The sequence below is a fragment of the Pseudomonas sp. 22085 genome, from assembly GCF_052045815.1.
Lineage (GTDB): Bacteria > Pseudomonadota > Gammaproteobacteria > Pseudomonadales > Pseudomonadaceae > Aquipseudomonas > Aquipseudomonas glycinae.
On sequence record NZ_JBQEQA010000024.1, the window covers coordinates 51,398 to 77,159 of the forward strand.

Annotated in this window: 25 protein-coding genes; 17 read left to right on the forward strand and 8 right to left on the reverse strand. The window is 60.6% G+C overall.

Features of this window, described 5'->3' with window-relative positions; translation table 11 throughout:
* Nucleotides 1-117 precede the first annotated feature (117 nt).
* On the forward strand, nt 118-1,512 hold the full coding sequence (sthA, locus tag ACTJK7_RS24800) for a Si-specific NAD(P)(+) transhydrogenase (protein WP_007953019.1): 1,395 nt from the start codon (nt 118-120) through the stop codon (nt 1,510-1,512).
* Between the two features lie 42 nt (nt 1,513-1,554).
* Here the strand turns inward: sthA and ACTJK7_RS24805 are convergent, their stop codons facing one another.
* Entirely contained in the window at nt 1,555-2,277 is a 723-nt protein-coding gene (locus ACTJK7_RS24805) for a glycerophosphodiester phosphodiesterase (RefSeq protein ID WP_064381085.1), read from the reverse strand.
* Nucleotides 2,278-2,291: 14 nt separating this feature from the next.
* Nucleotides 2,292-2,873, reverse strand: coding sequence for a PilZ domain-containing protein (locus ACTJK7_RS24810; RefSeq protein WP_007968195.1), 582 nt, complete (start codon nt 2,871-2,873; stop codon nt 2,292-2,294).
* 94 nt (nt 2,874-2,967) lie between these two features.
* Here ACTJK7_RS24810 and ACTJK7_RS24815 point away from each other — a divergent pair, with 94 nt between their 5' ends.
* The 3 genes from ACTJK7_RS24815 to ACTJK7_RS24825 all read left to right on the forward strand — a co-directional run bounded on the left by ACTJK7_RS24815 (nt 2,968) and on the right by ACTJK7_RS24825 (nt 6,217).
* A complete protein-coding gene (locus ACTJK7_RS24815) occupies nt 2,968-4,218 on the forward strand; it encodes a lipoprotein-releasing ABC transporter permease subunit (RefSeq protein WP_011335182.1) in 1,251 nt (416 codons plus the stop codon).
* Between the two features lie 7 nt (nt 4,219-4,225).
* A complete protein-coding gene (lolD, locus tag ACTJK7_RS24820) occupies nt 4,226-4,909 on the forward strand; it encodes a lipoprotein-releasing ABC transporter ATP-binding protein LolD (RefSeq protein ID WP_162831788.1) in 684 nt (227 codons plus the stop codon).
* Nucleotides 4,910-4,972: 63 nt separating this feature from the next.
* Nucleotides 4,973-6,217 (forward strand): lipoprotein-releasing ABC transporter permease subunit, encoded by a 1,245-nt coding sequence (locus ACTJK7_RS24825; protein ID WP_108562847.1) that lies wholly within the window; start codon nt 4,973-4,975, stop codon nt 6,215-6,217.
* 117 nt (nt 6,218-6,334) lie between these two features.
* On the opposite strand, the gene ACTJK7_RS24830 is transcribed toward ACTJK7_RS24825, so the two are convergent.
* Both ACTJK7_RS24830 and ACTJK7_RS24835 read right to left on the reverse strand, forming a co-directional pair.
* Complete coding sequence (locus tag ACTJK7_RS24830; RefSeq protein WP_108562846.1) at nt 6,335-7,672, reverse strand: heavy metal sensor histidine kinase; 1,338 nt, start codon at nt 7,670-7,672, stop codon at nt 6,335-6,337.
* Nucleotides 7,672-8,352 carry a heavy metal response regulator transcription factor gene (locus ACTJK7_RS24835; RefSeq protein WP_440780718.1) on the reverse strand — a complete coding sequence of 227 codons (681 nt, stop codon included), beginning with the start codon at nt 8,350-8,352 and terminating at the stop codon, nt 7,672-7,674. Before ACTJK7_RS24835 ends, ACTJK7_RS24830 begins: the two co-directional genes overlap by 1 nt.
* Before the next feature lie 154 nt (nt 8,353-8,506).
* On the opposite strand from ACTJK7_RS24835, the gene copI reads away from it, so the two are divergent.
* Together copI and queF are read left to right on the forward strand one after the other, a co-directional pair.
* On the forward strand, nt 8,507-9,040 hold the full coding sequence (gene copI / locus ACTJK7_RS24840) for a copper-resistant cuproprotein CopI (protein ID WP_108562845.1): 534 nt from the start codon (nt 8,507-8,509) through the stop codon (nt 9,038-9,040).
* A gap of 61 nt (nt 9,041-9,101) precedes the next feature.
* Nucleotides 9,102-9,932: an NADPH-dependent 7-cyano-7-deazaguanine reductase QueF gene (queF, locus tag ACTJK7_RS24845; protein ID WP_064381075.1), complete on the forward strand. Its 831-nt coding sequence runs from the start codon at nt 9,102-9,104 to the stop codon at nt 9,930-9,932.
* A gap of 64 nt (nt 9,933-9,996) precedes the next feature.
* Here the strand turns inward: queF and ACTJK7_RS24850 are convergent, their stop codons facing one another.
* Both ACTJK7_RS24850 and ACTJK7_RS24855 read right to left on the reverse strand, forming a co-directional pair.
* Nucleotides 9,997-10,260: a DUF4404 family protein gene (locus ACTJK7_RS24850; RefSeq protein WP_039772780.1), complete on the reverse strand. Its 264-nt coding sequence runs from the start codon at nt 10,258-10,260 to the stop codon at nt 9,997-9,999.
* Nucleotides 10,261-10,368: 108 nt separating this feature from the next.
* Nucleotides 10,369-10,989, reverse strand: coding sequence for an HAD family phosphatase (locus ACTJK7_RS24855; protein ID WP_440780719.1), 621 nt, complete (start codon nt 10,987-10,989; stop codon nt 10,369-10,371).
* Nucleotides 10,990-11,175: 186 nt separating this feature from the next.
* Here ACTJK7_RS24855 and ACTJK7_RS24860 point away from each other — a divergent pair, with 186 nt between their 5' ends.
* The 3 genes from ACTJK7_RS24860 to rssC all read left to right on the forward strand — a co-directional run bounded on the left by ACTJK7_RS24860 (nt 11,176) and on the right by rssC (nt 13,851).
* Nucleotides 11,176-11,865 (forward strand): MlaA family lipoprotein, encoded by a 690-nt coding sequence (locus tag ACTJK7_RS24860; protein ID WP_011335174.1) that lies wholly within the window; start codon nt 11,176-11,178, stop codon nt 11,863-11,865.
* 322 nt (nt 11,866-12,187) lie between these two features.
* Nucleotides 12,188-13,369: a two-component system response regulator RssB gene (rssB, locus tag ACTJK7_RS24865; protein ID WP_041475374.1), complete on the forward strand. Its 1,182-nt coding sequence runs from the start codon at nt 12,188-12,190 to the stop codon at nt 13,367-13,369.
* Nucleotides 13,369-13,851: an anti-sigma factor antagonist RssC gene (rssC, locus tag ACTJK7_RS24870; protein ID WP_003226553.1), complete on the forward strand. Its 483-nt coding sequence runs from the start codon at nt 13,369-13,371 to the stop codon at nt 13,849-13,851. Before rssB ends, rssC begins: the two co-directional genes overlap by 1 nt.
* 73 nt (nt 13,852-13,924) lie before the next feature.
* Here rssC and tal read toward each other — a convergent pair whose 3' ends face one another.
* Both tal and ACTJK7_RS24880 read right to left on the reverse strand, forming a co-directional pair.
* Entirely contained in the window at nt 13,925-14,851 is a 927-nt protein-coding gene (gene tal / locus ACTJK7_RS24875; RefSeq protein ID WP_011335172.1) for a transaldolase, read from the reverse strand.
* A gap of 188 nt (nt 14,852-15,039) precedes the next feature.
* The gene (locus ACTJK7_RS24880; protein ID WP_085654374.1) at nt 15,040-15,984 is read right to left on the reverse strand and encodes a glycosyl hydrolase family 5; all 945 of its coding nucleotides are present in this window, start codon (nt 15,982-15,984) and stop codon (nt 15,040-15,042) included.
* A gap of 290 nt (nt 15,985-16,274) precedes the next feature.
* Between ACTJK7_RS24880 and ACTJK7_RS24885 the strand changes: the two genes are divergently transcribed.
* The 8 genes from ACTJK7_RS24885 to ACTJK7_RS24920 are packed head-to-tail and all read left to right on the forward strand — an operon-like array spanning nt 16,275 to nt 25,761.
* Nucleotides 16,275-16,715 (forward strand): low molecular weight protein-tyrosine-phosphatase, encoded by a 441-nt coding sequence (locus ACTJK7_RS24885; RefSeq protein ID WP_011335170.1) that lies wholly within the window; start codon nt 16,275-16,277, stop codon nt 16,713-16,715.
* 38 nt (nt 16,716-16,753) lie between these two features.
* Nucleotides 16,754-18,976: a polysaccharide biosynthesis tyrosine autokinase gene (locus ACTJK7_RS24890; protein WP_085654373.1), complete on the forward strand. Its 2,223-nt coding sequence runs from the start codon at nt 16,754-16,756 to the stop codon at nt 18,974-18,976.
* A gap of 41 nt (nt 18,977-19,017) precedes the next feature.
* Nucleotides 19,018-20,094: a glycosyltransferase gene (locus tag ACTJK7_RS24895; RefSeq protein ID WP_011335168.1), complete on the forward strand. Its 1,077-nt coding sequence runs from the start codon at nt 19,018-19,020 to the stop codon at nt 20,092-20,094.
* A gap of 14 nt (nt 20,095-20,108) precedes the next feature.
* Nucleotides 20,109-21,221, forward strand: coding sequence for a polysaccharide pyruvyl transferase family protein (locus ACTJK7_RS24900; RefSeq protein ID WP_108562843.1), 1,113 nt, complete (start codon nt 20,109-20,111; stop codon nt 21,219-21,221).
* Nucleotides 21,218-22,450, forward strand: coding sequence for a polysaccharide biosynthesis C-terminal domain-containing protein (locus tag ACTJK7_RS24905; protein ID WP_108562842.1), 1,233 nt, complete (start codon nt 21,218-21,220; stop codon nt 22,448-22,450). The genes ACTJK7_RS24900 and ACTJK7_RS24905 overlap by 4 nt, the downstream gene beginning before the upstream one ends.
* Nucleotides 22,441-23,544 carry a hypothetical protein gene (locus ACTJK7_RS24910; RefSeq protein WP_011335164.1) on the forward strand — a complete coding sequence of 368 codons (1,104 nt, stop codon included), beginning with the start codon at nt 22,441-22,443 and terminating at the stop codon, nt 23,542-23,544. Before ACTJK7_RS24905 ends, ACTJK7_RS24910 begins: the two co-directional genes overlap by 10 nt.
* Before the next feature lie 12 nt (nt 23,545-23,556).
* The gene (locus tag ACTJK7_RS24915) at nt 23,557-24,600 is read left to right on the forward strand and encodes an acyltransferase family protein (RefSeq protein WP_236197077.1); all 1,044 of its coding nucleotides are present in this window, start codon (nt 23,557-23,559) and stop codon (nt 24,598-24,600) included.
* A gap of 12 nt (nt 24,601-24,612) precedes the next feature.
* The gene (locus ACTJK7_RS24920) at nt 24,613-25,761 is read left to right on the forward strand and encodes a GDSL-type esterase/lipase family protein (protein ID WP_440780720.1); all 1,149 of its coding nucleotides are present in this window, start codon (nt 24,613-24,615) and stop codon (nt 25,759-25,761) included.
* The last annotated feature ends 1 nt before the right edge of the window (nt 25,762 follow it).

Sequence of the window (25,762 nt, forward strand, 5' to 3'; positions counted from 1 at the left end):
GCTTCTATAGACTGTGTCCGGGTTTTCTACTGGCCCCCAATTGTTCCTTCGCGCCGTCGTTCGGCGTGATTTAGCCGCCGGTGCTGCTGGCACCGCGGCCTGTTCTGAGGAGTACGCATGGCTGTCTACAACTACGACGTGGTGGTGCTGGGTTCCGGCCCGGCGGGAGAAGGCGCGGCAATGAACGCCGCCAAAGCAGGGCGCAAGGTGGCGATGGTCGACAGCCGTCGCCAGGTCGGCGGCAACTGCACCCACCTGGGCACCATCCCGTCCAAGGCCCTGCGTCATTCGGTGCGGCAGATCATGCAGTTCAACACCAACCCGATGTTCCGGGCGATCGGCGAGCCGCGCTGGTTCTCCTTTCCGGACGTGTTGAAAAGCGCCGAGAAAGTCATCTCCAAACAAGTCGCTTCGCGTACCGGCTACTACGCTCGTAACCGTGTGGACGTGTTTTTTGGCACCGGCAGCTTCGCCGACGAGCAAACCATCGAAGTGGTCTGCGCCAACGGCGTGGTCGAGAAACTGGTGGCCAAGCACATCATCATCGCCACCGGTTCGCGTCCTTATCGCCCGGCGGACATCGATTTCCACCACCCGCGTATCTACGATAGCGACACCATCCTCAGCCTCGGCCACACCCCGCGCAAACTGATCGTTTACGGCGCCGGCGTGATTGGCTGTGAATACGCCTCGATCTTCAGCGGTCTGGGCGTGCTGGTCGAACTGGTGGACAACCGCGGTCAGTTGCTGAGCTTCCTCGACTCGGAAATTTCCCAGGCGTTGAGCTACCACTTCAGCAACAACAACATCACCGTGCGTCACAACGAAGAATATGACCGCGTCGAAGGCGTGGACAACGGCGTGATCCTGCACCTGAAGTCCGGCAAGAAGATCAAGGCCGACGCCTTGCTCTGGTGCAACGGTCGTACCGGCAACACCGACCAGTTGGGTCTGGAAAACATCGGGGTCAAGGTCAACAGCCGTGGCCAGATCGAAGTCGACGAGAACTACCGCACCTGTGTGCAGAACATCTATGGCGCCGGTGACGTGATCGGCTGGCCGAGCCTGGCCAGTGCCGCCCACGACCAGGGCCGTTCGGCCGCCGGCAGCATCGTCGACAATGGCAGCTGGCGTTTCGTGAATGACGTGCCGACCGGCATCTATACCATTCCTGAGATCAGCTCGATCGGCAAGAACGAGCAGGAGCTCACCCAGGCCAAAGTGCCGTACGAAGTGGGCAAGGCGTTCTTCAAGAGCATGGCGCGGGCACAGATCGCCGGCGAGCCGCAAGGCATGCTGAAGATCCTGTTCCACCGTGAAACCCTGGAAGTGCTGGGCGTTCACTGCTTCGGTTATCAGGCGTCGGAGATCGTGCACATCGGTCAGGCGATCATGAACCAGCCGGGCGAACTGAACACCCTGAAGTACTTCGTCAACACGACGTTCAACTACCCGACCATGGCCGAAGCCTATCGGGTAGCGGCGTACGACGGCCTCAACCGGCTTTTTTGACGGGCTCCGGCCGGTGGCCTGAGCCGGCCGGGGAGACCGATTTCAGCCATTCCCGAGGGTGGCAGTGGCCAAACCGGGAAAGTCTGTAATCAGGCTGTCAACGCCGAAGTCGGCGAGTCTGCGCATCAGCGCAGGCTCGTTGACGGTCCACACCGACACATGCAGCCCCTGACGCTGCGCCTTTTGCAGGCGTTCCGGCGTACACAGCGTCCAGTTCAACGCCAGAATCTCGCAACCGTAACTTTGCGCGACCTTCAGCGGGTCGAGCCAGGCGTACTCGGCCACCAGGCCGCGTGATACGTCGGGCACCAGATCCAGCGCAGCCTTCAACACTTCCCGCGAACTCGAGGTGATCGTCACCTTGTCGAGCAGTCCGTGTCTGACCGCCATTTCACGGATCGCCAGCACGGTGGTCGCGGCGCGGGTGCGCGAAGCGCTTTTGACTTCCAGCTGCCAGTGCTCGAAATCACACTTTTCGAACAGTTCTTCCAGCGTTGGAATCGGGCATGGCTTGATCCAGCCCGGGCCGCCCTTGCGCGCGTCGTAGGTCACCAGCTCGGCGGCGGTGTGCTCGACCACCTTGCCGCGCCGGTCGGTGGTGCGCTTGAGGGTCGGGTCGTGGATGACCATCAACTCGCCGTCCTTGGACAGGTGCAGGTCCAGCTCGCAACGGCGTACGCCGTGCTTGAGACATTCCTGAAAGCTGCTCAGGGTGTTTTCCGGTGCTTCGCCCTTGGCGCCGCGGTGGCCGTAGATAAGGGTCACGGTTCTTCCTTAATTTAGATGCCTGATTCGTTCTGTTCGCGGGCCAGACGTCGTTCCTGGGCCTGCTTCTGCAAGATATAGCGGGCGAGCAACTGGCGCTGGGCGTCGGTCAGGTGCTCGAACTCGGTGCCGACGTCGTAGCCGTCGCCCTTGCGGTCGCAATGGGTCACGCGGGCGCGCAGCAACAGGCCGAGGGCCTGGGGCATCAGCACCAGTTTCACCGACAGGTGAGCGCCGGTGGCGATCGGGGTCGGGTGCTGAAAGTCGATGCCGCCCTCGGAGATGATCACTGGCTGCGGCTCGCCGATATGGCCGAGCACGGTCAGGGCGACCACCTGGCTGAGCAGGTCGATGCGTTTGTTCTGGGATTTCAGGAACGCCGCGATGGCGCGGTCGCGTTCGCTGATCTGGCGCAGCAGGTGCTGCGACTCGAATTCGCTCAGGTGCAGTTCGCTGAGCAGGTTGAACAGTGGAGAAGCATCCTGCAACACTTCCTGGCCTGCGGCTTCGGGAGCGGACAGGGGCCGAATTTCCAGTGCGATCATGTCCTCGATACGGTAGTATTCGCGGCGATCTTCTTCATCTAATGTCGACATGGCGAACCCATGGTAGCGGCGGTGGTCTGAGTGTAAAGCTGGTTATCGACCCCCGCCACAAGGACGTTCCTTTTCCCTCCGAACAAGCCCCGACATGTTCAGACCTCTCTTCGTATTTATCGGCACGCGTTATACCCGTGCAAAACGTCGCAATCATTTTGTGTCATTCATTTCCCTGACTTCGATGATCGGGCTCGCCCTTGGCGTGGTCGTGATGATCGTGGTGCTGTCGGTGATGAACGGCTTCGATCATGAGATGCGCACCCGCGTGCTGGGCATGGTGCCCCACGCGACCATCGAGTCCGGTGAGGCCATCAACGACTGGCCGAGCCTGGCCGCCAAGGTCAAGCAGAACCCGCAGGTGGCGGCCGTCGCGCCTTTCACCCAGATGCAGGGGTTGCTGACCAACAACGGCCAGGTGTCCAAGGTGTTGCTCAATGCCATCGACCCTGCGCTGGAGCGCAACGTCTCGATCATCGACAACTTCATGAAGCAGGGCAAACTCGACGATCTGACGCCGGGCAGCTTCGGCATCGTGATCGGCGACAAGGCCGCGACCAAGCTCGGCGTGGGCATCGGTGACAAGATCACCTTCGTCGCACCGGAAGTCAGTGTGACCCCGGCCGGGATGTTCCCGCGCATGAAGCGCTTCACTGTGGTCGGCATCTTCCATGTCGGCGCTGGCGAACTGGACGGCTATCTGGGCGTCACCAACCTGCAGGATCTGGCGAAGATGCACCGCTGGAAGCCTGATCAGGTCCAGGGTCTGCGCCTGAAGTTCGACGATCTGTTCCAGGCGCCGCGTGAAGCGTGGAACATCGCCCAGCGCCTCGGCGAAGACCGTTACTACGCCCGCGACTGGACCCGTACCCACGGCAACCTGTATCAGGCGATCCGCATGGAAAAAGCCATGATCGGCCTGCTGTTGCTGCTGATCGTCGCCGTGGCGGCGTTCAACATCATTTCCACGCTGGTGATGGTGGTGAACGACAAGAAGGGCGACATCGCCATTCTGCGCACACTGGGCGCCACACCGGGCACGATCATGCGCACGTTCATGGTGCAAGGCACGGTGATCGGCGTGGTCGGCACGGCCATCGGCGCCGTGGTCGGGATCTTCGCCGCGCTGAACGTCAGCGCCGCGATTTCGGCCCTCGAAGGCGTGATCGGACACAAATTCCTCAACGCCGACGTGTATTTCATCGATTACCTGCCGTCGCAGGTGCAGAGCCAGGACGTGGTCATGGTCTGCGCCGCTGCGTTGGTCCTGAGTTTCCTCGCCACCCTGTATCCAGCCTGGCGTGCCGCGCGCACCCAGCCGGCGGAGGCGCTACGTTATGAGTGAGTCGGGCATGAGTGAAAAAGCAATCTTGAGCTGCCGCAACCTGGGCAAATCCTACGAGGAAGGCCCGGAGTCGGTGGAAGTGCTGGCCAACCTGCAACTGGAGCTGCATCCGGGTGAGCGGGTGGCGATCGTCGGCAAATCCGGTTCGGGCAAAAGTACCTTGCTCAACCTGCTGGGCGGTCTCGACACGCCGACCAAGGGCGGTGTCTGGCTCGACGGTGAAGAACTCTCAGCGCTGAGCGAGAAGAAGCGTGGCCTGCTGCGTAACCGCGCCCTCGGGTTCGTGTACCAGTTCCATCACCTGCTGCCGGAATTCACCGCGCTGGAAAACGTCTGCATGCCGCTGCTGATCGGCAAGACCGCGATCCCGGAAGCCCGTCAGCGTGCCACCGCTTTGCTGGAGCGAGTGGGTCTGGGCCATCGTCTGGAGCACAAACCGGCAGAGCTGTCCGGTGGCGAACGCCAGCGTGTGGCCATCGCCCGTGCTCTGGTCAACAATCCAGGGCTGGTGATGCTCGATGAGCCGACCGGCAACCTCGACTCCCACACCGCCGAAGGCATTCAGGATCTGATGCTGGAACTCAGCACTTCGATGCGCACGGCGTTTCTGGTGGTGACTCACGACATGAACCTGGCTCGCCAGATGGACCGCGTCCTGCAGCTGCAGGAAGGTTGCCTGACCCCCATCTGACGGCTTGAAACCCGGTGCCTGAAAAGGCATCGGGTCTTTTATTTTTATACGGTGCCCCAGCGAATGTTCAGACCGTTATCGATCTTTATCGGCACGCGCTATACCCGCGCCAAGCGCCGCAATCGCTTTGTTTCGTTCATTTCGATGACCTCGATGATCGGCCTCGCCCTCGGCGTGCTGGCAATGATCGTGGTGCTGTCGGTGATGAACGGCTTCCAGCGTGAAATGAGCTCGCGCATCCTCGGCATGGTGCCGCACGCGACCATCGTCGGCGTCAAGCCGATCGACGACTGGCAGCCAGTGGCCGCCGCCGCGATGAAGAACCCGGAAGTGACGGCCGCCGTGCCGTTCACCGAGATGGAAGGCATGCTGTCCTACAAGGGCATGATGCAGCCGATCCAGATAAGCGGTGTCGATCCGGCCCAGGAAGGCAAGGTGTCGATCGTTGCCCAGCATATTGTTCAGGGCCGTCTCGATGCCTTGAAACCGGGTGAATTCGGCGTAGTGCTGGGTGAAATCACCGCCCGGCGTTTCCGTCTCAATGTCGGCGACAAGATCACCCTGATCGTGCCGGAAGTCAGCACCGCACCGGGCGGCATCACCCCGCGCATGCAGCGTCTGAACGTGGTCGGCGTGTTCAAGGTCGGAGCCGAACTCGACGGTTCCATGGGCCTGATCCACGTCTCCGACGCCGCCACCATGCAGCACTGGGAGCCGAATCAGGTGCAGAGCGTGCGTCTGGCGGTGAAGGATCTGTACGCCGCGCCGAAGGTTTCGTCGGACATTGCCTCCGGCCTCGGCGCCGACTTCAAGGCGGACGACTGGACCCACACCCAGGGCAGCCTGTTCAGCGCGATGAAGATGGAAAAAACGATGATCGGCCTGTTGCTGCTGATGATCGTCGCGGTGGCGGCGTTCAACATCATCGCGACCCTGATCATGGTGGTGAACGACAAGGGCGCGGACATTGCGATCCTGCGCACTATCGGCGCCACACCACGGCAGATCATGGCGATCTTCATGGTGCAGGGCACGGTGATCGGCATCGTCGGCACCATCATTGGTGGCGTGCTGGGCGTGATTGCTGCGCTGAATGTCAGTGAGATGGTCGGTTGGGTCGAGCGAGTGACCGGGCAGCACATCTTCAGTTCGGATGTGTACTTCGTTAGCAACCTGCCATCGGAATTGCAGGGCGGCGACGTGCTGCTGATCTGCTCGGCGGGCTTCTTCCTCAGCTTCCTGGCTACCGTTTACCCGGCGTGGCGGGCGGCGAAGATCGAACCGGCGCACGCGTTGCGTTATTCCTAAGCATCCTGATGCTCGTTCCCACGCTCCGCGTGGGAATGCATCAACGGACGCTCCGCGTTCGGCTCTTTAGGGCGCAGAGCCCCCCGGGCTGCATTCCCACGCAGAGCGTGGGAACGATCAGCTTTGAGGCAACTCAATCACAAACCGCGTCCAGCCCTGAGCCGATTCGCAATGAATCTGCCCGCCATGGGCCCGGATGATCGACTGAGTAATCGCCAGCCCCAATCCCGCATGCTCGCTGCTGCCTTCCTGGCGCGCCGGATCCGCCCGGTAGAAGCGGTCGAACAAACGCGGCAACAACTGCGCAGAAATTCCTTCACCACTGTTCTCCACGGTCACGCTCAAGGATTTCGCCTGCTCGGCCACCTGCACGCGCACTTCGCCGTTAGCAGGGGTAAAGCGCAACGCGTTATCCAGCAGATTCGACAGCGCCCGACGCAACATCGCGCGATCCCCCTCGAACCGCCCCGCACCGTCACGGCTCAGGCTGACCTTGGCGTCTTCGGCCAGCGGCGCAAAAAACTCCAGCAACGCATCGGCTTCTTCCGCCAGCTCCAGCGGTTCACGCTTGGGCATCAGCAAGCCGTGGTCAGCCTTGGCCAGATAAAGCATGTCGTTTACCAACTGCGCCATCCATTGCAGCTCTTCCAGGTTGCTGTGCAGTGCCTCGCGATAGTCTTCGAGGGGACGAGGGCGGGTGAGAGTGACCTGAGTGTGGGTCAGCAGGTTCGACAATGGGGTGCGCAGTTCATGGGCGATGTCAGCAGAAAACGCTGACAGCCGCTGAAAGGAGTCATCGAGACGTCCGAGCATGGCGTTGAAGCTGTGGGCCAATTCCGCGAGTTCTGCGGGCATTCGGGCTTCCGGCAGTCGGGCATTCAGCGATTGCGCCGAAATCCCACGGGCGACCGCACTCATTCGTCGTAGCGGGCGAAGACCGCTGCGGGCGGCCCAGGCACCGAGCAGCGCGGTAGCCAGCGCCGAGAGGCCGACGGTCAGCCAGATCAGATGCTGCATGCGTTGCAGGAAGTGCTGGTGGTGGGTGATGTCCAGCAGCAAGGTCAATTGCGGGGAATCGGGTTTTCCCGGTTCAAGCGCAGCGTTGAGCAGGCGATAGTCGGTGCCGTTGTCGCTGATGGTGGCCAGGCCGGGCTGTTGCGGCAGGTTCACCGGGGCATGCAACGAGCGGCCGAACCAGCGCTGCCCCTCAGAGCTGCTGATACGCAACGAAACATCGCCCTGTTGGCTCAATTCATCGGTGATGTGCGCGGCGTCGCTACCGCTGCGCAGAGTCTGACGCACGCTGAGCAGTTTTCCTTCGAGCAATTGCTGGTCGAGTTCGACGAAGTGGCCTTCGCTGGCCCGATTGAACACCACCCCGGCGACCAGCGAAACCACTGCGGTGCAGCCGGCGAACAGCAGCGCCAGCCGACCGCTCAAGGACAATCGGCGCATCAGTCGGCACGCTCTTCAAGGACGTAGCCCATGCCGCGCACGGTGTGAATCAGTTTGTTGGGGAAGTCGTCATCGATCTTCAGGCGCAGTCGGCGAATCGCCACTTCGATCACATTGGTGTCACTGTCGAAGTTCATGTCCCAGACCTGCGAGGCGATCAGCGATTTAGGCAACACTTCGCCCTGGCGGCGCAGGAGCATTTCCAGCAGGGCGAACTCCTTGGCGGTGAGGTCGATACGTTGACCGTTGCGTTCGACCCGGCGGCGGATCAGATCCAGGCTCAGATCGGCCAGGCGCAGGCTGGTTTCCTGGGGCGTGGAACTGCCGCGGCGTAACAGGCTGCGCACCCGCGCCAGCAGTTCGGAGAAAGCGAACGGTTTGACCAGGTAGTCGTCGGCGCCCAGTTCGAGGCCGTGCACCCGATCTTCCACGGTGTCCTTGGCGGTCAAAAACAGGATCGGCGTTTCCAGGCCGGCGCTGCGCAACGCTTGCAGGATCTGCCAGCCATTGCGTCCGGGCAGCATCACATCGAGGATCAGCAGCGCATAGTCGCCACTCAACGCCAATTGCTGGCCGGTGGTGCCGTCGGCCACCAGTTCGGTGTTGAAACCGGCCTCGGTCAGGCCCTGGCGCAGGTACTGGCCGGTTTTGGGTTGGTCTTCGACGATCAGCAGTTTCATGGGCGACTCGGGTAGCGGGAACGAGGACGTTATACCGTGGGCTCACGCGGTGAGCGCCAAACTGACAAAGTTGTAATCTCTCTGTCAGTTCGCTGCCAGCGCAGGCGGGCTAGAGTTTCCCACAGGCTGAACCTTGATTTATTGGAGTACGACTATGTTTTTGCGCAACCGTCTGGCCCTTGTCGCGTGTCTGCTGGCGCTGAGTTCGCCGCTGTGGGCGTCGCCGGCGCACACCTATGACTTCGGCCAGCCGGCCCCGGCGGCCAAGGCCACCCGCAGCATTGAAGTGGTGATGGGCGACATGAGCTTCGATCCGAAGGCGATCGAGATCAAGGCCGGTGAGACCGTTCGTTTTGTGCTGGTGAATAAAGGCCAGTTGTTGCACGAATTCAACCTCGGCGACGCAACGATGCATGCAAAACATCAGCAGGAAATGTTGCAGATGCAGCAAAGCGGCATGCTGACGCCGACCGGCATGAAGGAAATGTCCCACGACATGGCGGGCATGGATCACGGCTCGATGGGGCATGGCATGAAGCATGACGACCCCAACAGCGTGCTGGTGGAACCGGGCAAGACCGCCGAGTTGACCTGGACCTTCAGCAAAGCGGTGAACCTGGAGTTTGCCTGCAATATTCCCGGGCATTACCAGGCCGGAATGGTCGGCAAACTGACTGTCAGTCAGTAAGCACTCAAAGGCGGAAGCAAAGACTGGTAGAATCCGCTGATTCTTCAGTCAGGTTTCCGCCATGCATCCCGCAGCCGAACATTCGCCGCTGGGCAAATCCAGCGAATACATCGCCACGTACACGCCGTCCCTGCTGTTCCCGATCCCGCGCACCGCGAAATGGGCCGAATTGGGCCTGACCGCCGAGACCCTGCCGTATAAAGGCGTGGATGTCTGGAACTGCTTCGAACTGTCGTGGCTGCTGCCGTCGGGTAAACCGGTGGTGGCGATCGGTGAATTCAGCATTCCGGCGGATTCGCCGAACATCATCGAATCCAAGTCGTTCAAGCTGTACTTGAACTCGCTGAACCAGACGCCGTTCGCCGACACCGCGAGCCTGGAGGCGACGCTGGTCAAGGATTTGTCCGCTGCTGCCGGCAAACCGGTGGGCGTGCGGGTTCGCAGCCTGAAAGACGTCGAAGCCGAAGGCGTCGTGGCGCTGCCGGGCGTGTGCATCGACGATCTGGATATCAGCGTCAGCAACTACGAACACCCGCGTCCTGAGCTGCTGCGCTGCGACGATTCGCGGGTGGTGGAGGAGAGCGTGCACAGCCATCTGCTCAAATCCAACTGCCCGGTGACCAGTCAGCCGGACTGGGGCAGCGTGGTGGTGGAATACCGTGGCGCGGCGCTGGATCACGCCAGTTTGCTGGAGTACATCGTCAGCTTCCGTCAGCACTCGGACTTCCACGAGCAGTGCGTGGAGCGGATCTTCCTCGACCTGCAGCGCCTGCTGAAGCCGGAAAAACTCACGGTGTTTGCGCGTTATGTGCGCCGGGGCGGGCTGGACATCAACCCGTACCGCAGCACTGAAAGCGTGCAACTGCCGAACCACCGTCTGGTTCGTCAGTAACCCGCCTCGCGGACATGAAAAAGCCCTGCCAGTGATGGCAGGGCTTTTTTGCATTCGCGGGGTCTCAGATGCCCATGCTGACCAGGGAATTCATGATGTTGCGCAGTGTGCCGGCGATGGTGGGGTGATCAACTTCAAAGCGCTCAACGGCCAGGTTCACGCCATCGGCAATGTTGGAGTCCTTGGTTTTGGTTTCCAGTTCAAGTTCCAGTTCGATCTGTTCCATCAGGGCATGTAGATCAGCGCGCTCGGCTTCAGTCAGCGGAGGATTTTGATCCAGTTGCTCGCGCAGGGCATTGAGCTGTTTCTGCAGTTCTTGAGCGGGCATGGTTGTTTCCTTTTATCGAGAGGCACTGGCATAGACCGCAGCCGTGCGCCAAAGGTCTATGGCTCTCCTTAAGACTAATCCACTCTTGGCCAACCTGCATGATCCCGGTCAGGGCTTTTCGCCTTTGAGGCGGCGCAGGTTGATGTCCGCCAGACAAGTGTCGAGTTCGCCCAGATGATCGATTACCGAGTGCACACCCAGGCCGAACAGTTGCACCGTCGCCTTGCCGCGCCGTTGTTCGCGTTCCTTCTGGCTCAGGGCCTGCCATTCGCTCGGCGCCAGGCCGCACAGCGAGCCGCAGGACGCCAGGCCAATGGTCCACAACCCGGCATTCAGGCCCGATTGCAGCAGGCGCGGTTCGCCGCTGACCAATACGCAACCGTCGAGGCGACCGACATTCAAGCCCATCAGCGCTTGCCAGCAGGCGTTTGGCGCCGGCCATGGATTGATTGTTGCCGAATGTTGCGACGGTTTGATCCAGTCAGGCAGTGTGGATGACAGCACTTGAGTGAAGCTTGCAGACAACTCATCCAGCCAGGCGCAGGGAATTTGCTGGCGCTGCAGGCTGCGCAGGCTGTCCAGGGCGCCGGGTGTGACGTCGGCGTGTTCCGGGCCGACGCTGGTGTGATGACGGGCGCGAGCGCCGAAGTCCACCAGACAGCCGCTGAGTCCGAACAGCACGGCGGTCAGCGTCGGTGCCGCGAGGGGCAAGGCTTCGGCTTGAGGCATGGAAAACGTCCCTGAAATAGCGATCAGGCTAGGCAACATCGGTGACAGTTGCATGACAGGCCAGTGACGAAGCGTCCTACAGAGGGTTTCACCGGGGGAACTGCCTAAAGCGCCGTTTCCGTCTTATACTGACGCACTAATCGCCGCGGCCCACGTGCTGCGTCCGTACTATCCAAGGAGTTTTCTATGCGCTGGAGCCATCCTCTTGCTCAGCTTTGTGTATGTGCCAGCGTGATGCTGGTGCCGTTCGCCGCTCAGGCCGCAACGGAAGAAGACCCTTGGGAAAGCGTCAACCGTCCGATCTTCCAGTTCAACGATTTCGTCGACACCTATGCGCTGAAGCCTCTGGCGCAGGGCTACGAATTTGTTACTCCGCAATTCCTGGAAGACGGCATCCACAACATGTTCCGCAACGTCGGTGATGTCACCAACCTGGCGAACAACATTCTTCAGGCCAAACCGGCTGCGGCCGGCGTCGACACCGCGCGCCTGATCTTCAACACCACCTTCGGCCTGCTCGGATTCTTCGACGTCGGCACCAAAATGGGCCTGAACCGCAGCGACGAAGACTTCGGCCAGACCCTCGGCTACTGGGGCGTCGGCAGCGGTCCTTACGTGATGCTGCCGCTGATGGGCCCGAGCACCCTGCGCGACGCGCCGTCCAAGTACGTCGACAGCTTCACCGGCCCGTACCGCTACATCAACGATGTGCCGGTGCGTAACTCGATTTTCGGCCTGAACATCGTTGACACCCGCGCCAGCCTGCTGTCGAGCGAGAAGCTTATCAGCGGCGACAAGTACACCTTCATCCGCAACGCCTACCTGCAGAACCGCGAGTTCAAGGTCAAGGACGGGCAGGTCGAAGACGATTTCTGATCTCGATTGATCGATATGAAAGGGCGACCGCAAGGTCGCCTTTTTTGTGGGTGCGTCCAATGATTGGGTTACGGTTGAAGCCGTTCTTATAACTGCGAGTGATTTGACAAACAAAGTCTCCAAGCGACCATCGGCGCATGCTTGAAACGCTCGAAGGATGGGAGTACCGTCTGCGCCTTAGAAGGGCACCTCTGGTGCAACCGTGTGCGGGACGAACGCTCCGAAGCGGTGCAGCAGAGAGGCTAGAAAGCGAATCCAGTAGTCTGTGCCGGGCCGTTGCCCCGCCTGCTACGCCAACCTAATTCTGGCGCCGTTTGCCCACATGCCAAAAACCAGTGCCACGCTGCTGATAATCGATGATGACGAAGTAGTGCGCGCGAGCCTCGCGGCCTATTTGGAAGACAGTGGTTTCAGCGTCTTGCAGGCCAGTAATGGCCAGCAGGGTCTTCAGGTATTCGAGCAAGACACGCCCGACTTGGTCATCTGCGATCTGCGCATGCCGCAGATGGGCGGTCTCGAACTCATCCGTCAGGTCACTGAGCGGTCACCGCAGACTCCGGTGATCGTGGTCTCGGGCGCCGGCGTGATGAACGACGCGGTCGAGGCCCTGCGCCTGGGCGCGGCGGATTACCTGATCAAGCCTCTCGAAGATCTGGCCGTGCTCGAGCATTCCGTGCGCCGGGCCCTGGATCGTGCGCGCCTGCTGCTGGAAAACCAGCGCTACCGCGAGAAACTGGAAAAGGCCAACCGCGAACTCGAAGCCAGCCTGAACCTGCTCCAGGAGGACCAGAACGCCGGTCGCCAGGTGCAGATGAACATGCTGCCGGAAAGTCCGTGGGCCATCGACGAGTTCAGGTTCGCGCACCAGATCATCCCGTCGCTGTACCTGTCGGGTGATTTTGTCGACTATTTCCGTGTCGACGAGCGCCGGGTGGCGTTCTACCTGGCGGACGTTTCCGGTCACGGTGCTTCTTCGGCGTTCGTCACCGTACTGTTGAAGTTCATGACCACGCGCTTGCTGTTCGAATCCAAGCGCAACGGCACGCTGCCGGAATTCAAGCCTTCGGAAGTCCTCGGTCATATCAACCGGGGGCTGATCAGTTGTAAGCTGGGTAAACACGTCACAATGGTCGGTGGAGTCATCGACGAGGAGACCGGTTTGTTGACCTATAGCATCGGCGGCCATCTGCCGTTGCCTGTGTTGTACACGCCTGACAGTGTTCGCTACCTCGAAGGGCGCGGTCTGCCGGTGGGGCTTTTCAACGAAGCCACCTACGAAGACCACGTGCTCGAGCTGCCACCGACGTTCAGCCTCACGCTGATGTCTGATGGCATTCTGGATCTTTTGCCAGAGCCCACACTCAAAGAGAAAGAAGCCGCTTTGCCGCAAAAGGTGAAGTCGGCGGGCGGCAGCCTGGATGGTCTGCGGCAGGTTTTTGGATTGGCCACGCTAGGGGAGATGCCGGATGATATCGCCCTGTTGGTGTTGAGCAGGAATCTTTGATGAGTACCGGTAGAATCCAGTTCGCCGAACAGGACGGCACCTTCGTCCTGAAGTTCGTCGGTGAAGTTCGCCTGACCCTGTGTTCGGCGTTGGATGCGACTATTGAAAAAATCTTCACCGCGCTGAATTTCAACGCGATCGTGATCGATTTGACCGAAACCCGCAGCATCGACAGCACCACCCTGGGCCTGTTGGCCAAGCTGTCGATCCTGTCGCGGCAGAAGGTCGGCCTGCTGCCGACCGTGGTCACCACCCACGAGGACATCACCCGTCTGTTGCAGTCGATGGGTTTCGAGCAGGTGTTCAATATCGTCAATCATCCCGTGCCGTGCCCGGAATGCCTTGATGATCTGCCGGATCAGGATCAGTCGGAAGAGGTGGTGCGGATCAAGGTGCTTGAAGCGCACAAGATCCTCATGGGCCTGAACGACTCCAACCGCGAAGCCTTCCATGACCTGGTGAATGCCCTCGAGCGGCATTGATCGATCAATCCGCCAGGCACAAAAAAGGGCGAACCTGTGAGGGTTCGCCCTTTTTGCGTTTGCGCTCGGCTGATTACAGCTTGGCTTGCAGCAGCGCCTCGAGTTTTTCCTGGTCGCGGGCAAACTGACGAATGCCTTCGGCCAGTTTCTCGGTAGCCATCGCGTCTTCGTTGGACAACCAGCGGAATTGCGCTTCGTTGAGGCTCAGGCGCGCTTCGCCGGCATGGCCCGGAGCAAGTTTGCGTTCCAGCTTGCCGGTGTCGGCCGCCAGTTTCTCGATCAGGTCCGGGCTGATGGTCAGGCGGTCGCAGCCGGCCAGTTGCTCGATCTGACTGAGGTTGCGGAAGCTCGCACCCATGACCACGGTCTTGTAGTCATTGGCCTTGTAGTAGTTGTAGATGCGCGTCACGGACTGTACGCCCGGATCGTCGGCACCGGTGTAGTCGTTGCCGTTGGCCTTCTTGTACCAGTCGTAGATGCGACCCACGAACGGCGAGATCAGGAACACGCCGGCATCGGCGCAGGCAGCGGCCTGAGCGAAGGAGAACAGCAGGGTCAGGTTGGTCTGGATGCCTTCCTTTTCCAGGATCTCGGCGGCGCGGATGCCTTCCCAGGTCGAGGCGATCTTGATCAGCACGCGGTCACGGCCAACGCCGGCCTTGTCATACAGCTCGATCAGGCGATGGGCGCGCTTGAGCACCGCGTCCTGGTCGAACGACAGGCGCGCATCCACTTCAGTGGAAATGCGGCCCGGGATCACTTTAAGGATTTCCTGACCGACCGCGACGCCGAAACGGTCGCTGGCCAGGCCGACATCGCCCTTGCAGTCGCGCACGCTGGCGTTCAGCAGTTCGGCGTAGGCCGGAATGGCCGCTGCCTTGAGCAGCAGGGAAGGGTTGGTGGTGGCGTCGACCGGTTTGACCCGGGCAATCGCTTCGAAGTCGCCGGTGTCGGCCACGACGGTGGTGAACTGTTTGAGTTGTTCCAGCTTGGAAGTCATGAGCGTGCTCTGTCCTATGGGTCTGGTGACATTACCCGAGCGCCGACAGCCACTCAAGGGCATGTCGGCGTATCGAGCGCCCCGGTGGCAACAACCTGAAAACGGCTGTTTGAAAGGCGGGGCGCGTTATCGATCAATACGATGCCAAAAAGGACCACAGGTTCAAAGCAACCGACCCGCTGTACCGCTCAATCGGCGTTCAAATGAGTCGAGACCGCCGCCTGTGCCGGTTTCGGCTGGCCGTCGGAGGTCAGCAGGCCGAAATTCTTCTCCCGGTCGTTGCTGCCCGATTCGCTGTTCTTCCATTCATAAATCGACGTCAGCGGAATGTTGAGTTTTTTAACATCGGCGATGAACGCGGAGATTTTACTGGCTTGCCCTTCCGGCCCACCGTTTGAAGCGAGCGCCGAGACGCCCCATTCACTGATGACCCCCGGCAGACGGAAGTTTTGCTGGATGAAGGTCTGCGCGTTGCTGATCTGCGTCGCGGTCATGCCGTAGGGGTGATAGGAAATGGCGTCCAGGCACTCGGGATACGTGCCGAGAATGCTGTTGAGTGCCACGGTCGAGGCGGAGCCGGCCGTCGGTGGACGGGCGAAACCGAATCCCACCAGGGGCGTCGATTGCGGCTTGCCTTGCAGCGTCTTGCACATGGCCGTCATGAACGGCACGAAGGTGTTTTTGAAGTCCCCAGTGGGCCAGTAAGTGTCGAGGTCCGGCTCATTCCAGATTTCGATCCCTACCAGTTGCGCGCTCCAGCTTTGCTCAAGCCCGGTTACCGCGTTGGCGAAGGCCTCGCCGGCGGTCGCCAGGTCGCCGCTCAACGGCTTGGTGGCGCGCACGGTCATCAAGACCGGCAACCCGGCGGAGCGAGCCGCCGCAAACGCATCGCTGATCTGTTTCTGATAGGCCTTGGCGCCGAGGCTGTCGCTCCAGACGCCGAAGCGCACAAAGCTGAATCCGGCCGCTTTGATCTGCTCGGCGTCGGTCGGGGTGAAGTTCTGGATCTTGACCTGCACGCCGATGGTTCGGGTGGGCAATGATGGGAACAGCGTACTGGCGTGAACCTGTGCGTTAGCACTGAGCATCAACAGGGTGGCGGCACCCAGATGTTTGAGATGTGCTGATTTCATGTCGGCTCTCCTGATGAGAATGACATCTAGCGAAGGGTTATCTCGTTACACAGGTTTCGAGGGCGATCAGGATACTAAGTGCACGAATGTTATTTTTTGTCGGAAAACTTTCGCCTGAAAATCACAGTTATTTTTAGTCCGGTAATTCTGGTTGGGAGACTTTTAGAGGCCGTGGTACTTAATGCATCGGTATTAAGGGTGAATCTATTTCCGAGTGAAGGAAGGTCTTGCGGGTTCACTCGAATTTGCAAGGCGTGTTGGCCGATTGACATTACACGGGAAAGTAAACCTTGTTCAAAAAGATTCTTGTCGTTTGCGTAGGCAATATCTGCCGAAGTCCGACAGCGGAACTTCTGTTGCGCAACGCGCTGACCCCCTCGGCGATCAGCGTGACCTCCGCGGGCCTGTCTGCGCGGGTCGGCGAAGGCATGGAGTCGACCGCGCGCCAGGTGCTGGAAGAGCGCGGCCACAGTGCCGAAGGGTTCAAGGCGCGGCAACTGACAGCGGACATCGTCAATGAATCAGACCTGATTCTGGTGATGGAAAAACAACATGTTAATCAAGTACTGAAGATTGCCTCTCACGCCAGGGGCAAAGTGTTTCTGCTGGGCAAGTGGCAGAGCGAACGAGAAATACAGGACCCGTATCGTCAGGGGCAAGCCGCTTTTATTCATGCCCATGCATTGATTGAAGATGCTGTTAGCTCATGGGCGCAACGCCTGGCGCGTTGATGAATATTCTTCAGTTCAGTGAATGGTAAGAAAGACTTATGCAGTTACCGTCAGTAATCGGCACCCGTGAAAATGATCAAGACAGTATTGATCTTCTCGGCATCTTCGGCAGCCTGATCGATCAGAAGTGGTTGATCGGTGCGTTCACCGGCGCGTTCATGATGACCGGTGTGGCCTATGCGATTTTGGCCACGCCGGTGTATCTGGCCAACGCGCTGGTGCAGGTCGAACCGAAAAAGAACGACATGCTCGGTTTTTCCGACCTCAACAGCATGCTCGGCGGGCAATCGCCGTCGGTGACCGAAATCGGCATCATCAAATCCCGCGCGGTGATCGGCAAGACAGTCGACGACCTGCGCCTGGACATCGACGTCACCCCCAACACCTTTCCGCTGATCGGCGGCTTTCTTTCCCGGCGTTATCGCGGTGAGACCGAACTCAGCGTCGCGCCGCCGCGTTTCGGCCTGAGCAGCTACGCCTGGGGCGGTGAACGCCTGGAGTTTGCCAAGCTCAATCTGCCCAAGGAATTGCTGGGCAAGAAGCTCACCCTGATTGCCGGCGAGCAGCATCGCTTTCAGCTGTTGGACGACAACGACAACTTGCTGGTCGACGGCGTGGCAGGCGAAGCCTTCGCCCAGGACGGCGTAGAAGGGCAGATCACGCAGCTGTTGGCCAACCCCGGGACCCGTTTCGAAGTGGTGCGCTACCCCCGAATCGTGACCATTCAGGGTTATCAGGACGCGCTGGACATCTCCGAGCAAGGCAAGGAGTCCGGCATCATCCGTCTGGCTTTGGCCAGCAGCGACGCCGCCGAAGCGGTGAAGATCCTCAACAAGATCGCCGCGCTGTACGTCGATCAGAACGTGCGCCGCACCTCCGCCGAAGCGGCGCAGAGCCTGGCCTTCCTGCAAAGCCAGTTGCCGCAGGTCAAGCGTGATCTGGCCAAGGCCAGCGACGCGCTCAACGCCTATCAGACCCACGGCAAGACCGTGAACATCTCGCTGGAAACCCAATCAGTCCTCGGTCAGTCCGTGGCGCTCGAAACGCGGATTTCCGAGCTGAAACTGCAGCAGGCGGAGATGGACCGCAAGTTCACCAAGCAGCACCCGGCCTATCGCGCGCTGATGACCCAGATCGGTGAACTGACCCAACAACAGCGCTCGCTGGAAGGCAAGGTTCAGGACCTGCCGGCCACGCAGCAGGAACTGCTCAACCTGACCCGCGATGTCGAAGTCGCTTCGCAGATCTACACCCAGTTGCTGAACAAATCCCAGGAGCTGGACATCATTCGCGCCGGTGCCGTGGGTAACGTGCGCCTGGTGGATACGGCGGACGTCGACCTGACCAGCCCGGTCAAACCGAAAAAAGCCCTGATCGTGTTGATCGCCACTTTCCTCGGCGCCTTCGTCGGCGTGGCGCTGGTGCTGTTGCGCAAATCCCTGAGCAAGGGCCTGGAAGGGCCAGAAGCCATCGAGCAGCTCGGCTTGCCGGTCTACGCGTCGATTCCCTACAGCGCCCTGCAACAGGAAGAGGACAGCAAAAAAGTCCGGGCCAAAGTCGCGGCGGACACGCCGGCGTATCTGCTGGCCCTGCGCAACCCGACGGACCTGTCCATCGAATCGATCCGCAGCCTGCGCACCTGCCTGCACTTCGCGGCGCTGGATTCGACCAACAACCGCATCATGATTTCCGGCCCAAGCCCGCAGGTCGGCAAGACCTTCGTCTCTTCCAACCTCGCGGCGGTCATGGCGCAGAGCGGGCAGCGCGTGGTGCTGATCGACGCCGACATGCGCAAGGGGCATCTGCACAAAACGCTGAACACGCCGATCACCAACGGTTTGTCCGATCTGCTGGTCAAGCGCTGCACCCTCGAGCAGGCGATCAACAAGGTCGAAGTCGACAACCTGCACTTCATCAGCCGTGGCCAGGTTCCGCCCAATCCTTCCGAATTGTTGATGCACGCCAATTTCCGCGAACTGCTGGCGCAACTCAGCGAGCGCTATGACGTGGTGATCATCGACACGCCACCGCTGCTGGCGGTGACCGATGCGGCGATTGTCGGTCGCGAAGCCGGCATCAGTCTGATCGTCGCGCGGTTCGGGGTGAACCCGGCCAAGGAAATCGAAATGACGATTCGTCGTTTCGCCCAGAACGGTATCGAGTTGAAGGGCGCGGTGTTCAACGGCGTCGAGAAGCGCGCGGCCAGCTATTACGGCAACGGCAGCTATTACAACTACGAATACGCGTCCGACCAGTCCTGAATCTCAGCGACGGTCCTTACAGGCATGAAAGTGGGTGGGTTGTGAAAAAAATACTGCACGTGGCGGAAACGATCAAAGGCGGGGTGGCGACAGTCATCCGCACGATTTCGGCGGCTCCCGAAGACGGTCGCTATGAGCTGGTGTATCTGGTCCCGCTCGACCAGAAGAAAGAGCTGCACGGCATCGATCCACAGCAGATCCGCACCTTCGCCCGAAGCGGGCGGAATGTGCCGTCGCTGCTGCGTTTCGCCTGGCAACTGGCGCGGGTCCTGCTCAAGGAAAAACCGGATGTGGTGCATTTGCACAGCACCTTTTCCGGGGTAATCGGCCGTTGCGTATGCGTGCTCCTGCGGCCATGGCGCAAGCCGAAAATCGTCTACTGCCCCCATGCGTTTTCGTTCCTGATGGAAAGCTCGCCGATCAAGCAGAAAGTCTACGCGGGGATCGAGCGGGTGCTGCAGAAGGTTACGGACAAGATCATCTGTGTCAGCCAGTTCGAGCTGGACAAGGCCGCGAAGTTTGGCATCGAGCGCCAGCGCATGACGTTGATCTACAACGGCATCGACCACAAGGATGAAGAACGCAAAGTCGTTGACCCGGCACCGATTCATCTGCTGTTCGTCGGTCGCCTCGACTACCAGAAAGGCTTCGACGTATTGCTCAAGGCCTACAGCGAAGCACAGCGCAGCGACCTGAGACTGACGGTGGTGGGCAGCGCGGTGAACGAGGACGTCGTCGAATGTCCGCCGCTGGACGGGGTGGAATACCTGCCCTGGGTGACGCCAACCGAGGTACACGCGCTGTATCGGAAAGCCGATGCGCTGATCGTCCCGAGCCGCTGGGAAGGCTTTGCCATGGTGCCGCTGGAAGGCATGGCGCTGGGCCTGCCGGTGATCGCCAGCGACTGCACGTCGTTGCCCGAACTGGTGACCCATGGTGTGTCCGGTTACGTGTTCCCTGCCGGTGACCACCAGGCGTTGGCCGAGCGCCTGAAGAAAATCCAGAAGCCTGCGTTGTCGGCCCTCGGCATCGAAGGTCGGCGCATCGTCCGCGAGCGTTTCAGCGCTGCGTTGATGATCCGCCAGACCTACGACGTGTATTCCGCTCCCTCTTATTAAGTAGAACTCCGCTCATGAACGTAACGATTTTGCATGGCTACAGTGCCTCCAATTCCGGCGATGGTCTGCTGGTCGATCTGGCTATCGCGCTGGTGCAGCGCAACTTTGGCGAAGACGCCGCGATCAGTGTCGTGGCGTCCGATCCGGACTCTTTCAAGTACCTGCCGCACCCGCGTTTCAACGCGCCGGTGATGGCGGCCAAGGGCCTGGGCCGGGTCAAAGAAGCGGTGTTCCTCAATCAGTCCTACGCGGGGCTGGCGGATCTGTTGAAGAAAACCGATCTGATCGTCGGCGTCGGCGGCGGCTACATGCGCTCGAAAAGTGCCTTCGAGCACATCAAGCTGAAACTCGGCCACGCCAAGCAGCTGGAAACCGCGATCCTCAGCAAAGTGCCGTCGGTGTACCTGCCGCAAAGCATCGGGCCGTTCCACGGCGACAGCGACAAGATCGTCGGCCACTACGCCAGCGCCGATGCGGTGTTCGTGCGCGATAACCGTTCCTCGGCGCTGTTCGATGCCTGTGAAAACGTCTACCGCGCGCCGGACCTCGCGGTGCAGGCCTTGGCCGGCAAGATCCTTCAGCAACCCAAGTTCACCCGCTGCGCCTCGACGCCGGCCACGGTGTGCGTGGTGCTGCGCAAGCCGCCAGCGTGGAGCAAGGAAAAGAAGCTGGCTTATGTGGCAAACCTGAAGGTGCTGCTGCAGCGCTTGAAGAACAAAAGCAAAGTGGTCTGCGCCGTACAGAGCGCCGTGCGCGGTAACGATGACGGCGCGTTTTACCGCGAGCTGGGCATCACCGAAGACTTGCTGCCGTTGAAGGCAACGCTGGCCAAATACCAACCGGACCTGGTGATTTCCGTACGCCTGCACGGCGCGATCGAATCGCTGCTCTCGGGCGTGCCGGCGTACCACATCAGCTACGAACGCAAAGGCTTCGGCGCCTATCAGGACATGGGCGTCGAGGACTGGGTCATCAACGGTGGCGACATCAATGTCGACACCATCATCGACACGGTTTACGCGCCGGACGCGCTGTCGAATTTCGGCAAACGCCTGACCGACACCTGCCGCGAGATCGAGGCGAAAACCGTGGCCATGGACGACATCATCAAGGGCGTCATTCGATGATATTCCGGCTGTTGCTGCGGGGCGGAGCACTGGGCGCGAAGTTCTTGCTGGTGCTCGCCATCACCCATTACCTCGGTTACGAGGCGCTGGGTTTCTACGGCGTGGTGGTTGCGGCGTCGTTGATCGCGTCGAAGTTCTACAGCGTCGGTTTCAGTTCCGAGATCAATCGGCTGATCAGCGTCGGCGGCAGTTCGCGCCGTGTGGTGGACAAAGTGCTGCTGCTGTACCTGGCCGTGGGCCTGGCGCTGTCGGTGCTGACGGTGGTGATTTATTCACTATTCCAGTCGGTGGAGGCGACCACCGCACTGATCGCCTGTGTGACGCTGGTGCTGCTCACCGAACACCTGTCGTTCGAGATCAACTCGTTCGTGTTTTCCGCGCAGAAAGCCACGGCGGGTGCGCTGCTGTTTTTCATCAAGACCGGGCTCTGGGCGCTGCTGGCCGTGGGCGGCATGGCACTCGGCTGGGTGTCCGCAATCGCCAGCGTGCTGTGGCTGTGGGTCATCGCCAACGTGCTGGTGATCGTCGCCGGTTACCTGATCGTGGTGAATGTTCATCGCGGGCGCGAAGAGGGAACCCTGGCGACGGCGGCCGTGTGGAAAGCCGGGTTGCCGTTTTACCTCGGCACCGGCCTGATCGCGCTGAGTCAGTACGCCGAGCGCTTTCTGATCATCGACCTCGAACCCTACGCCAGCCTCGGTAAATACGTGTACGCGTGGTCGGCGGCCAACACCTTGCAGGCGTTGTCTTACGCGGTGGTGGCGGTGGTCGGCATTCCGCTGCTTGCCAAGCGTTATCAGGCCGATCAGCAACCGTTCACGGTCCGGCAGTTGTTCGTGAACAAATGGGTCGCGCGGTCGCTGGCGGTGTCGGCGGCGGTCGCGGTGGGCATTTATCTGTTCTTCAACGTGGTGCTCGATTACGTCGCCACCAGCGTTCCGCGTCCGGACAACGGCATTCTCGGCGTGCTGATTTTCTCCTTCGCCCTGCGTGCCATTGGCGACATCGTCTGGGGCGGCTTGATCGCCTCGAAAAACAGTCGGGTGTCCCTCGCCAGTGCGGCCATTTGTCTGTTGGTTTCAGTGCCGGTCAGTTACCTGCTGATCAAGCATTATTCGATCTACGGCGCGGCCTGGGGCAACGTGTTTGCGATCATCGTGCAGCTCGGCGTGATTGCGCTGCTGACTCGTGCCACGCGGGCGAAAAAGGCTGTCGTGTCATGGGCCTGAAACTGCCGTGTATCGAGTTTCGCGGCCGCCGTCTCGATTCCTCGCTGTCGTTCCTGATCCTGTTCACCGGACTGTTTCTGTCGGTGGCCATGCCGCTGCTGGTGCCGCGCGATCCGGGCCCGGACGCGATGACCCTGTGGTCGTCCTATGCCCGGGCCGACAACTGTAATTTCTGGAACCCGTTCTCGCCGGATCGCTCGTCCTACGAGTGTTCGGCGTTCCTGCTGCGGCCCACCGGGATCAACCTGACCAACGCCTGGGCCTACGGGATGTTCTGCAACTTTTTCCTCACGGCGATTCCCGTGGTGGTGTTCCGGCGCATGCCGCTGACCATCTTCGGAACCCTGTGCCTGTGGGGCATCGTGCGTTCGTTTTTCCTGGAAAACCTGACCAAGGAAATCATCGTGTCGGTGGCGGTGCTGAGCATTCTGTTCAGCTCATTGACGCGCAAATATCGCGGCGGATTTTTCCTCTCGGCGGTGATCTACGGCGTGCTGATCCGGCCTTACTGGATTCTGTTTTCGCTGTCCTGGGTCGGCGTCTGCGTGATGAAGAAATACGTCTCGCGCACCACCTTCTTCCTGATGCTGTTCCTGTTCTATCTCGCGGTTGCGATGGCGATTCAGCTGGCGCTGGGCTTTCCGGTTTCATCGATTCGCGCCAGCAACAACGAACTGCGCACGGCGGGCGAGGAGGGTTCCAAATCGCTGATCGTCTCGTGGCTCAGCGGCAGCGACTTCGTCTCGCAGGCCTTGGACTCAATGATCATTTTCTTCCGCTTGTCGTTCCCCGTTGAGCTGATTCTGCTGTCCGGGCCGGGTCAGGTGATCTTCGTCGCGTTGATGATCATGACCGCGCTGCTGCTGTTCAAAGTCATCACCTCGACCGATTACAAGGGCGCACCGATCCAGACCAAACCCAAGGAACTGATCGCGATTCCGCTGGCGTTTCTGCTGGTTCAAGGCTTGTTCGAGCCGGACTTCGGCTCGTTCGCCCGGCACTTTTCGATGGTGGTGCCGGTGCTGTTCGTGGGCCTGGGGTTGATGTTGCGGGCGAACAAACCGGTGAAGGTTGAATCAAGAATTCTGAATTGAGGCGGGTGCTTTATGTCGAGCAAGAAAAAGTCCCTGGAGATCGAAACCCTGCGTGGCCTGGCGTGCCTGTTGCTGGTGCTCTATCACGTGATCGGGCCGTTGGGCGGTGGTTTGAAAATCGACATCGGCTCGCCGTTCCGGGTGATCGCCGATTCGATGGTGTACGTGCGCATGCCGCTGTTCACCTTCATCTCCGGCTACATCTATTCCCTCTACAAGATTCGCGGCAATGACTTTTCCGCGTTCTTCAGCGGCAAGGTGCGACGCCTGATCGTGCCGCTGTTTTGCGTGGGTGTGCCGTTCTCGGTGTTGCAGGCGGTGGGGCCGGGGGTGAACAAGGACGTCAGCGTGATGGATGCGCTGTTGTCGTTCTATGTGCCGATCAACCACTTCTGGTTCCTGCAGGCGGTGTTCATCATCTTCATGTTCGTCGGCCTGCTGGAATGGCGTGGGCTGCTGCGCACAGCGACGCGCCTGTATCTGCTGTTCGCGTTCGCGGCGGCGGTGTTTCTGTTGCCAGCGTTTCCGGTGGATGCGTTCGGTATCAATGGGGCGATTTATCTGTTGCCGTTTTTCGTGGCGGGCATGATCGGGCAGGAGAAGGTCAGCGAGCTGAAGCAGACGTTCAAGGTGATCGGCCCGCTGGTGTTTGTGCTGATCTCGCTGACGCTGCTGTACGTGGCGGCGGTGGACCGCGAGCTGATCGTCGACCGCCGCAGCCTGATCGGCCTGACGGTGGGCTGCGTGTCGTGCATCGCGTTGCTGTCGAGTGACATGCGCTCGAAGGCGCTGACCTGGCTTGGCGGTTACTCCTACGCGATTTTCCTGTTTCACGTATTGTTCGCCGCCACGTCGCGTTCGATCCTCGGCCGCCTGGGTGTGAAAGACGAAAGCGTGCTGGTGTTCTGCGGTTTGACGTGTGGTTTGCTCGGGCCTGTGGTGTTGTCGATGATTTTCAGTCGGTTCAACTTCACTTCCGTGCTGTTTCTCGGCGAACGTGCGGCGACGAAAAAGAAACCGGCGGCAACCATCGCTCCGGTGGCGCAGACCCGATGAAGGAAGCGATTCATGCTGGCTGTTGATGAGGTGCCGCCGGTAGCGGCGTCGGTGGTGCAGGTCGGCGACGCTCGCGAGCGGTTTGGCCAGTGGCGCGAAGGCAAGGCCGGCAAGGTGTTGTCGATCTCGGTGATCGGCGACAGCTACAGCGCGGGGCAGGATTTCTACCTGAACAAACTGGTGCAGCGCGTGGCCGGAGAGGTCGGGTTTGCCGGGCCGGGGTATGTCGGTTTCAACCACGGCGCAGCGCTCGGCGGCACGCATTTCAAGTACACCCGCAGCAGCGAAAAATACTTCGGCGGCGGCTGGCAAGTCTCCGGCCTCGGCCAGGCCAGCCCCGACAGCCGCACGGTGACCGGCCGGCCCGGTGCCTGGCTGCAAGTCGAGGCCAGCCCGACGCCCGCCATCAATACCGCGGTCACTCAGGCGAAACTGCTCTACCTCGGCAACGGTGAGTCCAGTGAGTTGCGTTATCGCTGGTCACCCTCCGCCGACTGGCAGCCGTTGAAACTCGCGGGCGAGGGCGTACAGGAAGTCCCGCTGCCCGGTACGTCGGCCGCGACCGAATGGGCGTTCAGGCTGGAAGTGGTGAAAGGCGCGCCGACCTTGTTCGGCCTGTGGTTGAGCAACGATCAGGACGGGGTTCGGGTCTCGAAACTGGCGGCGTCCGGCGCGGCATCCGCTGATTTCTATCACGACGATGCGCGCTGGCAGGCGCAGTGGAAAGCCGTGGTGTCGAAGATCCCCGCAGATATTTACCTGATCATGCTCGGTGGCAACGATCAGGGTTTTGGCGTGAAGCCTGAGCAGTATCTGCACAATGTTGAGGGGCTGGTCGGCATGCTCCGCGAGATTCAACCGGCGGCAAGCATCAACCTGATCCTGCGTCAGGACACCACCCGCTCCAGCGCCTATCCGATGTCGGCTTATGCGCAGGTCATCGAGCCCTGGGCCCGTGAGCAGCGTCTGGGTTACGCCAATCTGCAATGCGCGTTCGGCACCGACGTCAAACGCTACGCGGCGGCCATGATCGGGCCGGACAAGATTCATCCGCTGCCGGCCACGGGCGGGCGGGTGATTGCCGATTACTTCTATCGTTGGGTCGTGGGCGGACAGCAAAAAGTCTCGCCACAGGACAGCTGTGGCGAGACTTCGAAGTAGC

Excerpts from the sequence above, each read along its gene's own strand:
- ACTJK7_RS24835 (WP_440780718.1), bottom strand. The coding sequence starts at position 8,352 with ATGAAACTGCTGATCGTCGAAGACCAACCCAAAACCGGCCAGTACCTG.
- ACTJK7_RS24880 (WP_085654374.1), bottom strand. The coding sequence starts at position 15,984 with ATGAAATCAGCACATCTCAAACATCTGGGTGCCGCCACCCTGTTGATG.
- ACTJK7_RS24830 (WP_108562846.1), bottom strand. The coding sequence starts at position 7,672 with ATGCGCCGATTGTCCTTGAGCGGTCGGCTGGCGCTGCTGTTCGCCGGC.
- ACTJK7_RS24920 (WP_440780720.1), top strand. The coding sequence starts at position 24,613 with ATGCTGGCTGTTGATGAGGTGCCGCCGGTAGCGGCGTCGGTGGTGCAG.
- ACTJK7_RS24905 (WP_108562842.1), top strand. The coding sequence starts at position 21,218 with ATGATATTCCGGCTGTTGCTGCGGGGCGGAGCACTGGGCGCGAAGTTC.
- ACTJK7_RS24855 (WP_440780719.1), bottom strand. The coding sequence starts at position 10,989 with ATGCCTCAAGCCGAAGCCTTGCCCCTCGCGGCACCGACGCTGACCGCC.
- ACTJK7_RS24915 (WP_236197077.1), top strand. The coding sequence starts at position 23,557 with ATGTCGAGCAAGAAAAAGTCCCTGGAGATCGAAACCCTGCGTGGCCTG.
- ACTJK7_RS24900 (WP_108562843.1), top strand. The coding sequence starts at position 20,109 with ATGAACGTAACGATTTTGCATGGCTACAGTGCCTCCAATTCCGGCGAT.
- tal (WP_011335172.1), bottom strand. The coding sequence starts at position 14,851 with ATGACTTCCAAGCTGGAACAACTCAAACAGTTCACCACCGTCGTGGCC.
- ACTJK7_RS24860 (WP_011335174.1), top strand. The coding sequence starts at position 11,176 with ATGCGCTGGAGCCATCCTCTTGCTCAGCTTTGTGTATGTGCCAGCGTG.
- sthA (WP_007953019.1), top strand. The coding sequence starts at position 118 with ATGGCTGTCTACAACTACGACGTGGTGGTGCTGGGTTCCGGCCCGGCG.
- rssC (WP_003226553.1), top strand. The coding sequence starts at position 13,369 with ATGAGTACCGGTAGAATCCAGTTCGCCGAACAGGACGGCACCTTCGTC.
- ACTJK7_RS24910 (WP_011335164.1), top strand. The coding sequence starts at position 22,441 with ATGGGCCTGAAACTGCCGTGTATCGAGTTTCGCGGCCGCCGTCTCGAT.
- ACTJK7_RS24850 (WP_039772780.1), bottom strand. The coding sequence starts at position 10,260 with ATGCCCGCTCAAGAACTGCAGAAACAGCTCAATGCCCTGCGCGAGCAA.
- ACTJK7_RS24815 (WP_011335182.1), top strand. The coding sequence starts at position 2,968 with ATGTTCAGACCTCTCTTCGTATTTATCGGCACGCGTTATACCCGTGCA.
- ACTJK7_RS24810 (WP_007968195.1), bottom strand. The coding sequence starts at position 2,873 with ATGTCGACATTAGATGAAGAAGATCGCCGCGAATACTACCGTATCGAG.
- rssB (WP_041475374.1), top strand. The coding sequence starts at position 12,188 with ATGCCAAAAACCAGTGCCACGCTGCTGATAATCGATGATGACGAAGTA.
- lolD (WP_162831788.1), top strand. The coding sequence starts at position 4,226 with ATGAGTGAAAAAGCAATCTTGAGCTGCCGCAACCTGGGCAAATCCTAC.
- ACTJK7_RS24825 (WP_108562847.1), top strand. The coding sequence starts at position 4,973 with ATGTTCAGACCGTTATCGATCTTTATCGGCACGCGCTATACCCGCGCC.
- copI (WP_108562845.1), top strand. The coding sequence starts at position 8,507 with ATGTTTTTGCGCAACCGTCTGGCCCTTGTCGCGTGTCTGCTGGCGCTG.
- ACTJK7_RS24890 (WP_085654373.1), top strand. The coding sequence starts at position 16,754 with ATGCAGTTACCGTCAGTAATCGGCACCCGTGAAAATGATCAAGACAGT.
- queF (WP_064381075.1), top strand. The coding sequence starts at position 9,102 with ATGCATCCCGCAGCCGAACATTCGCCGCTGGGCAAATCCAGCGAATAC.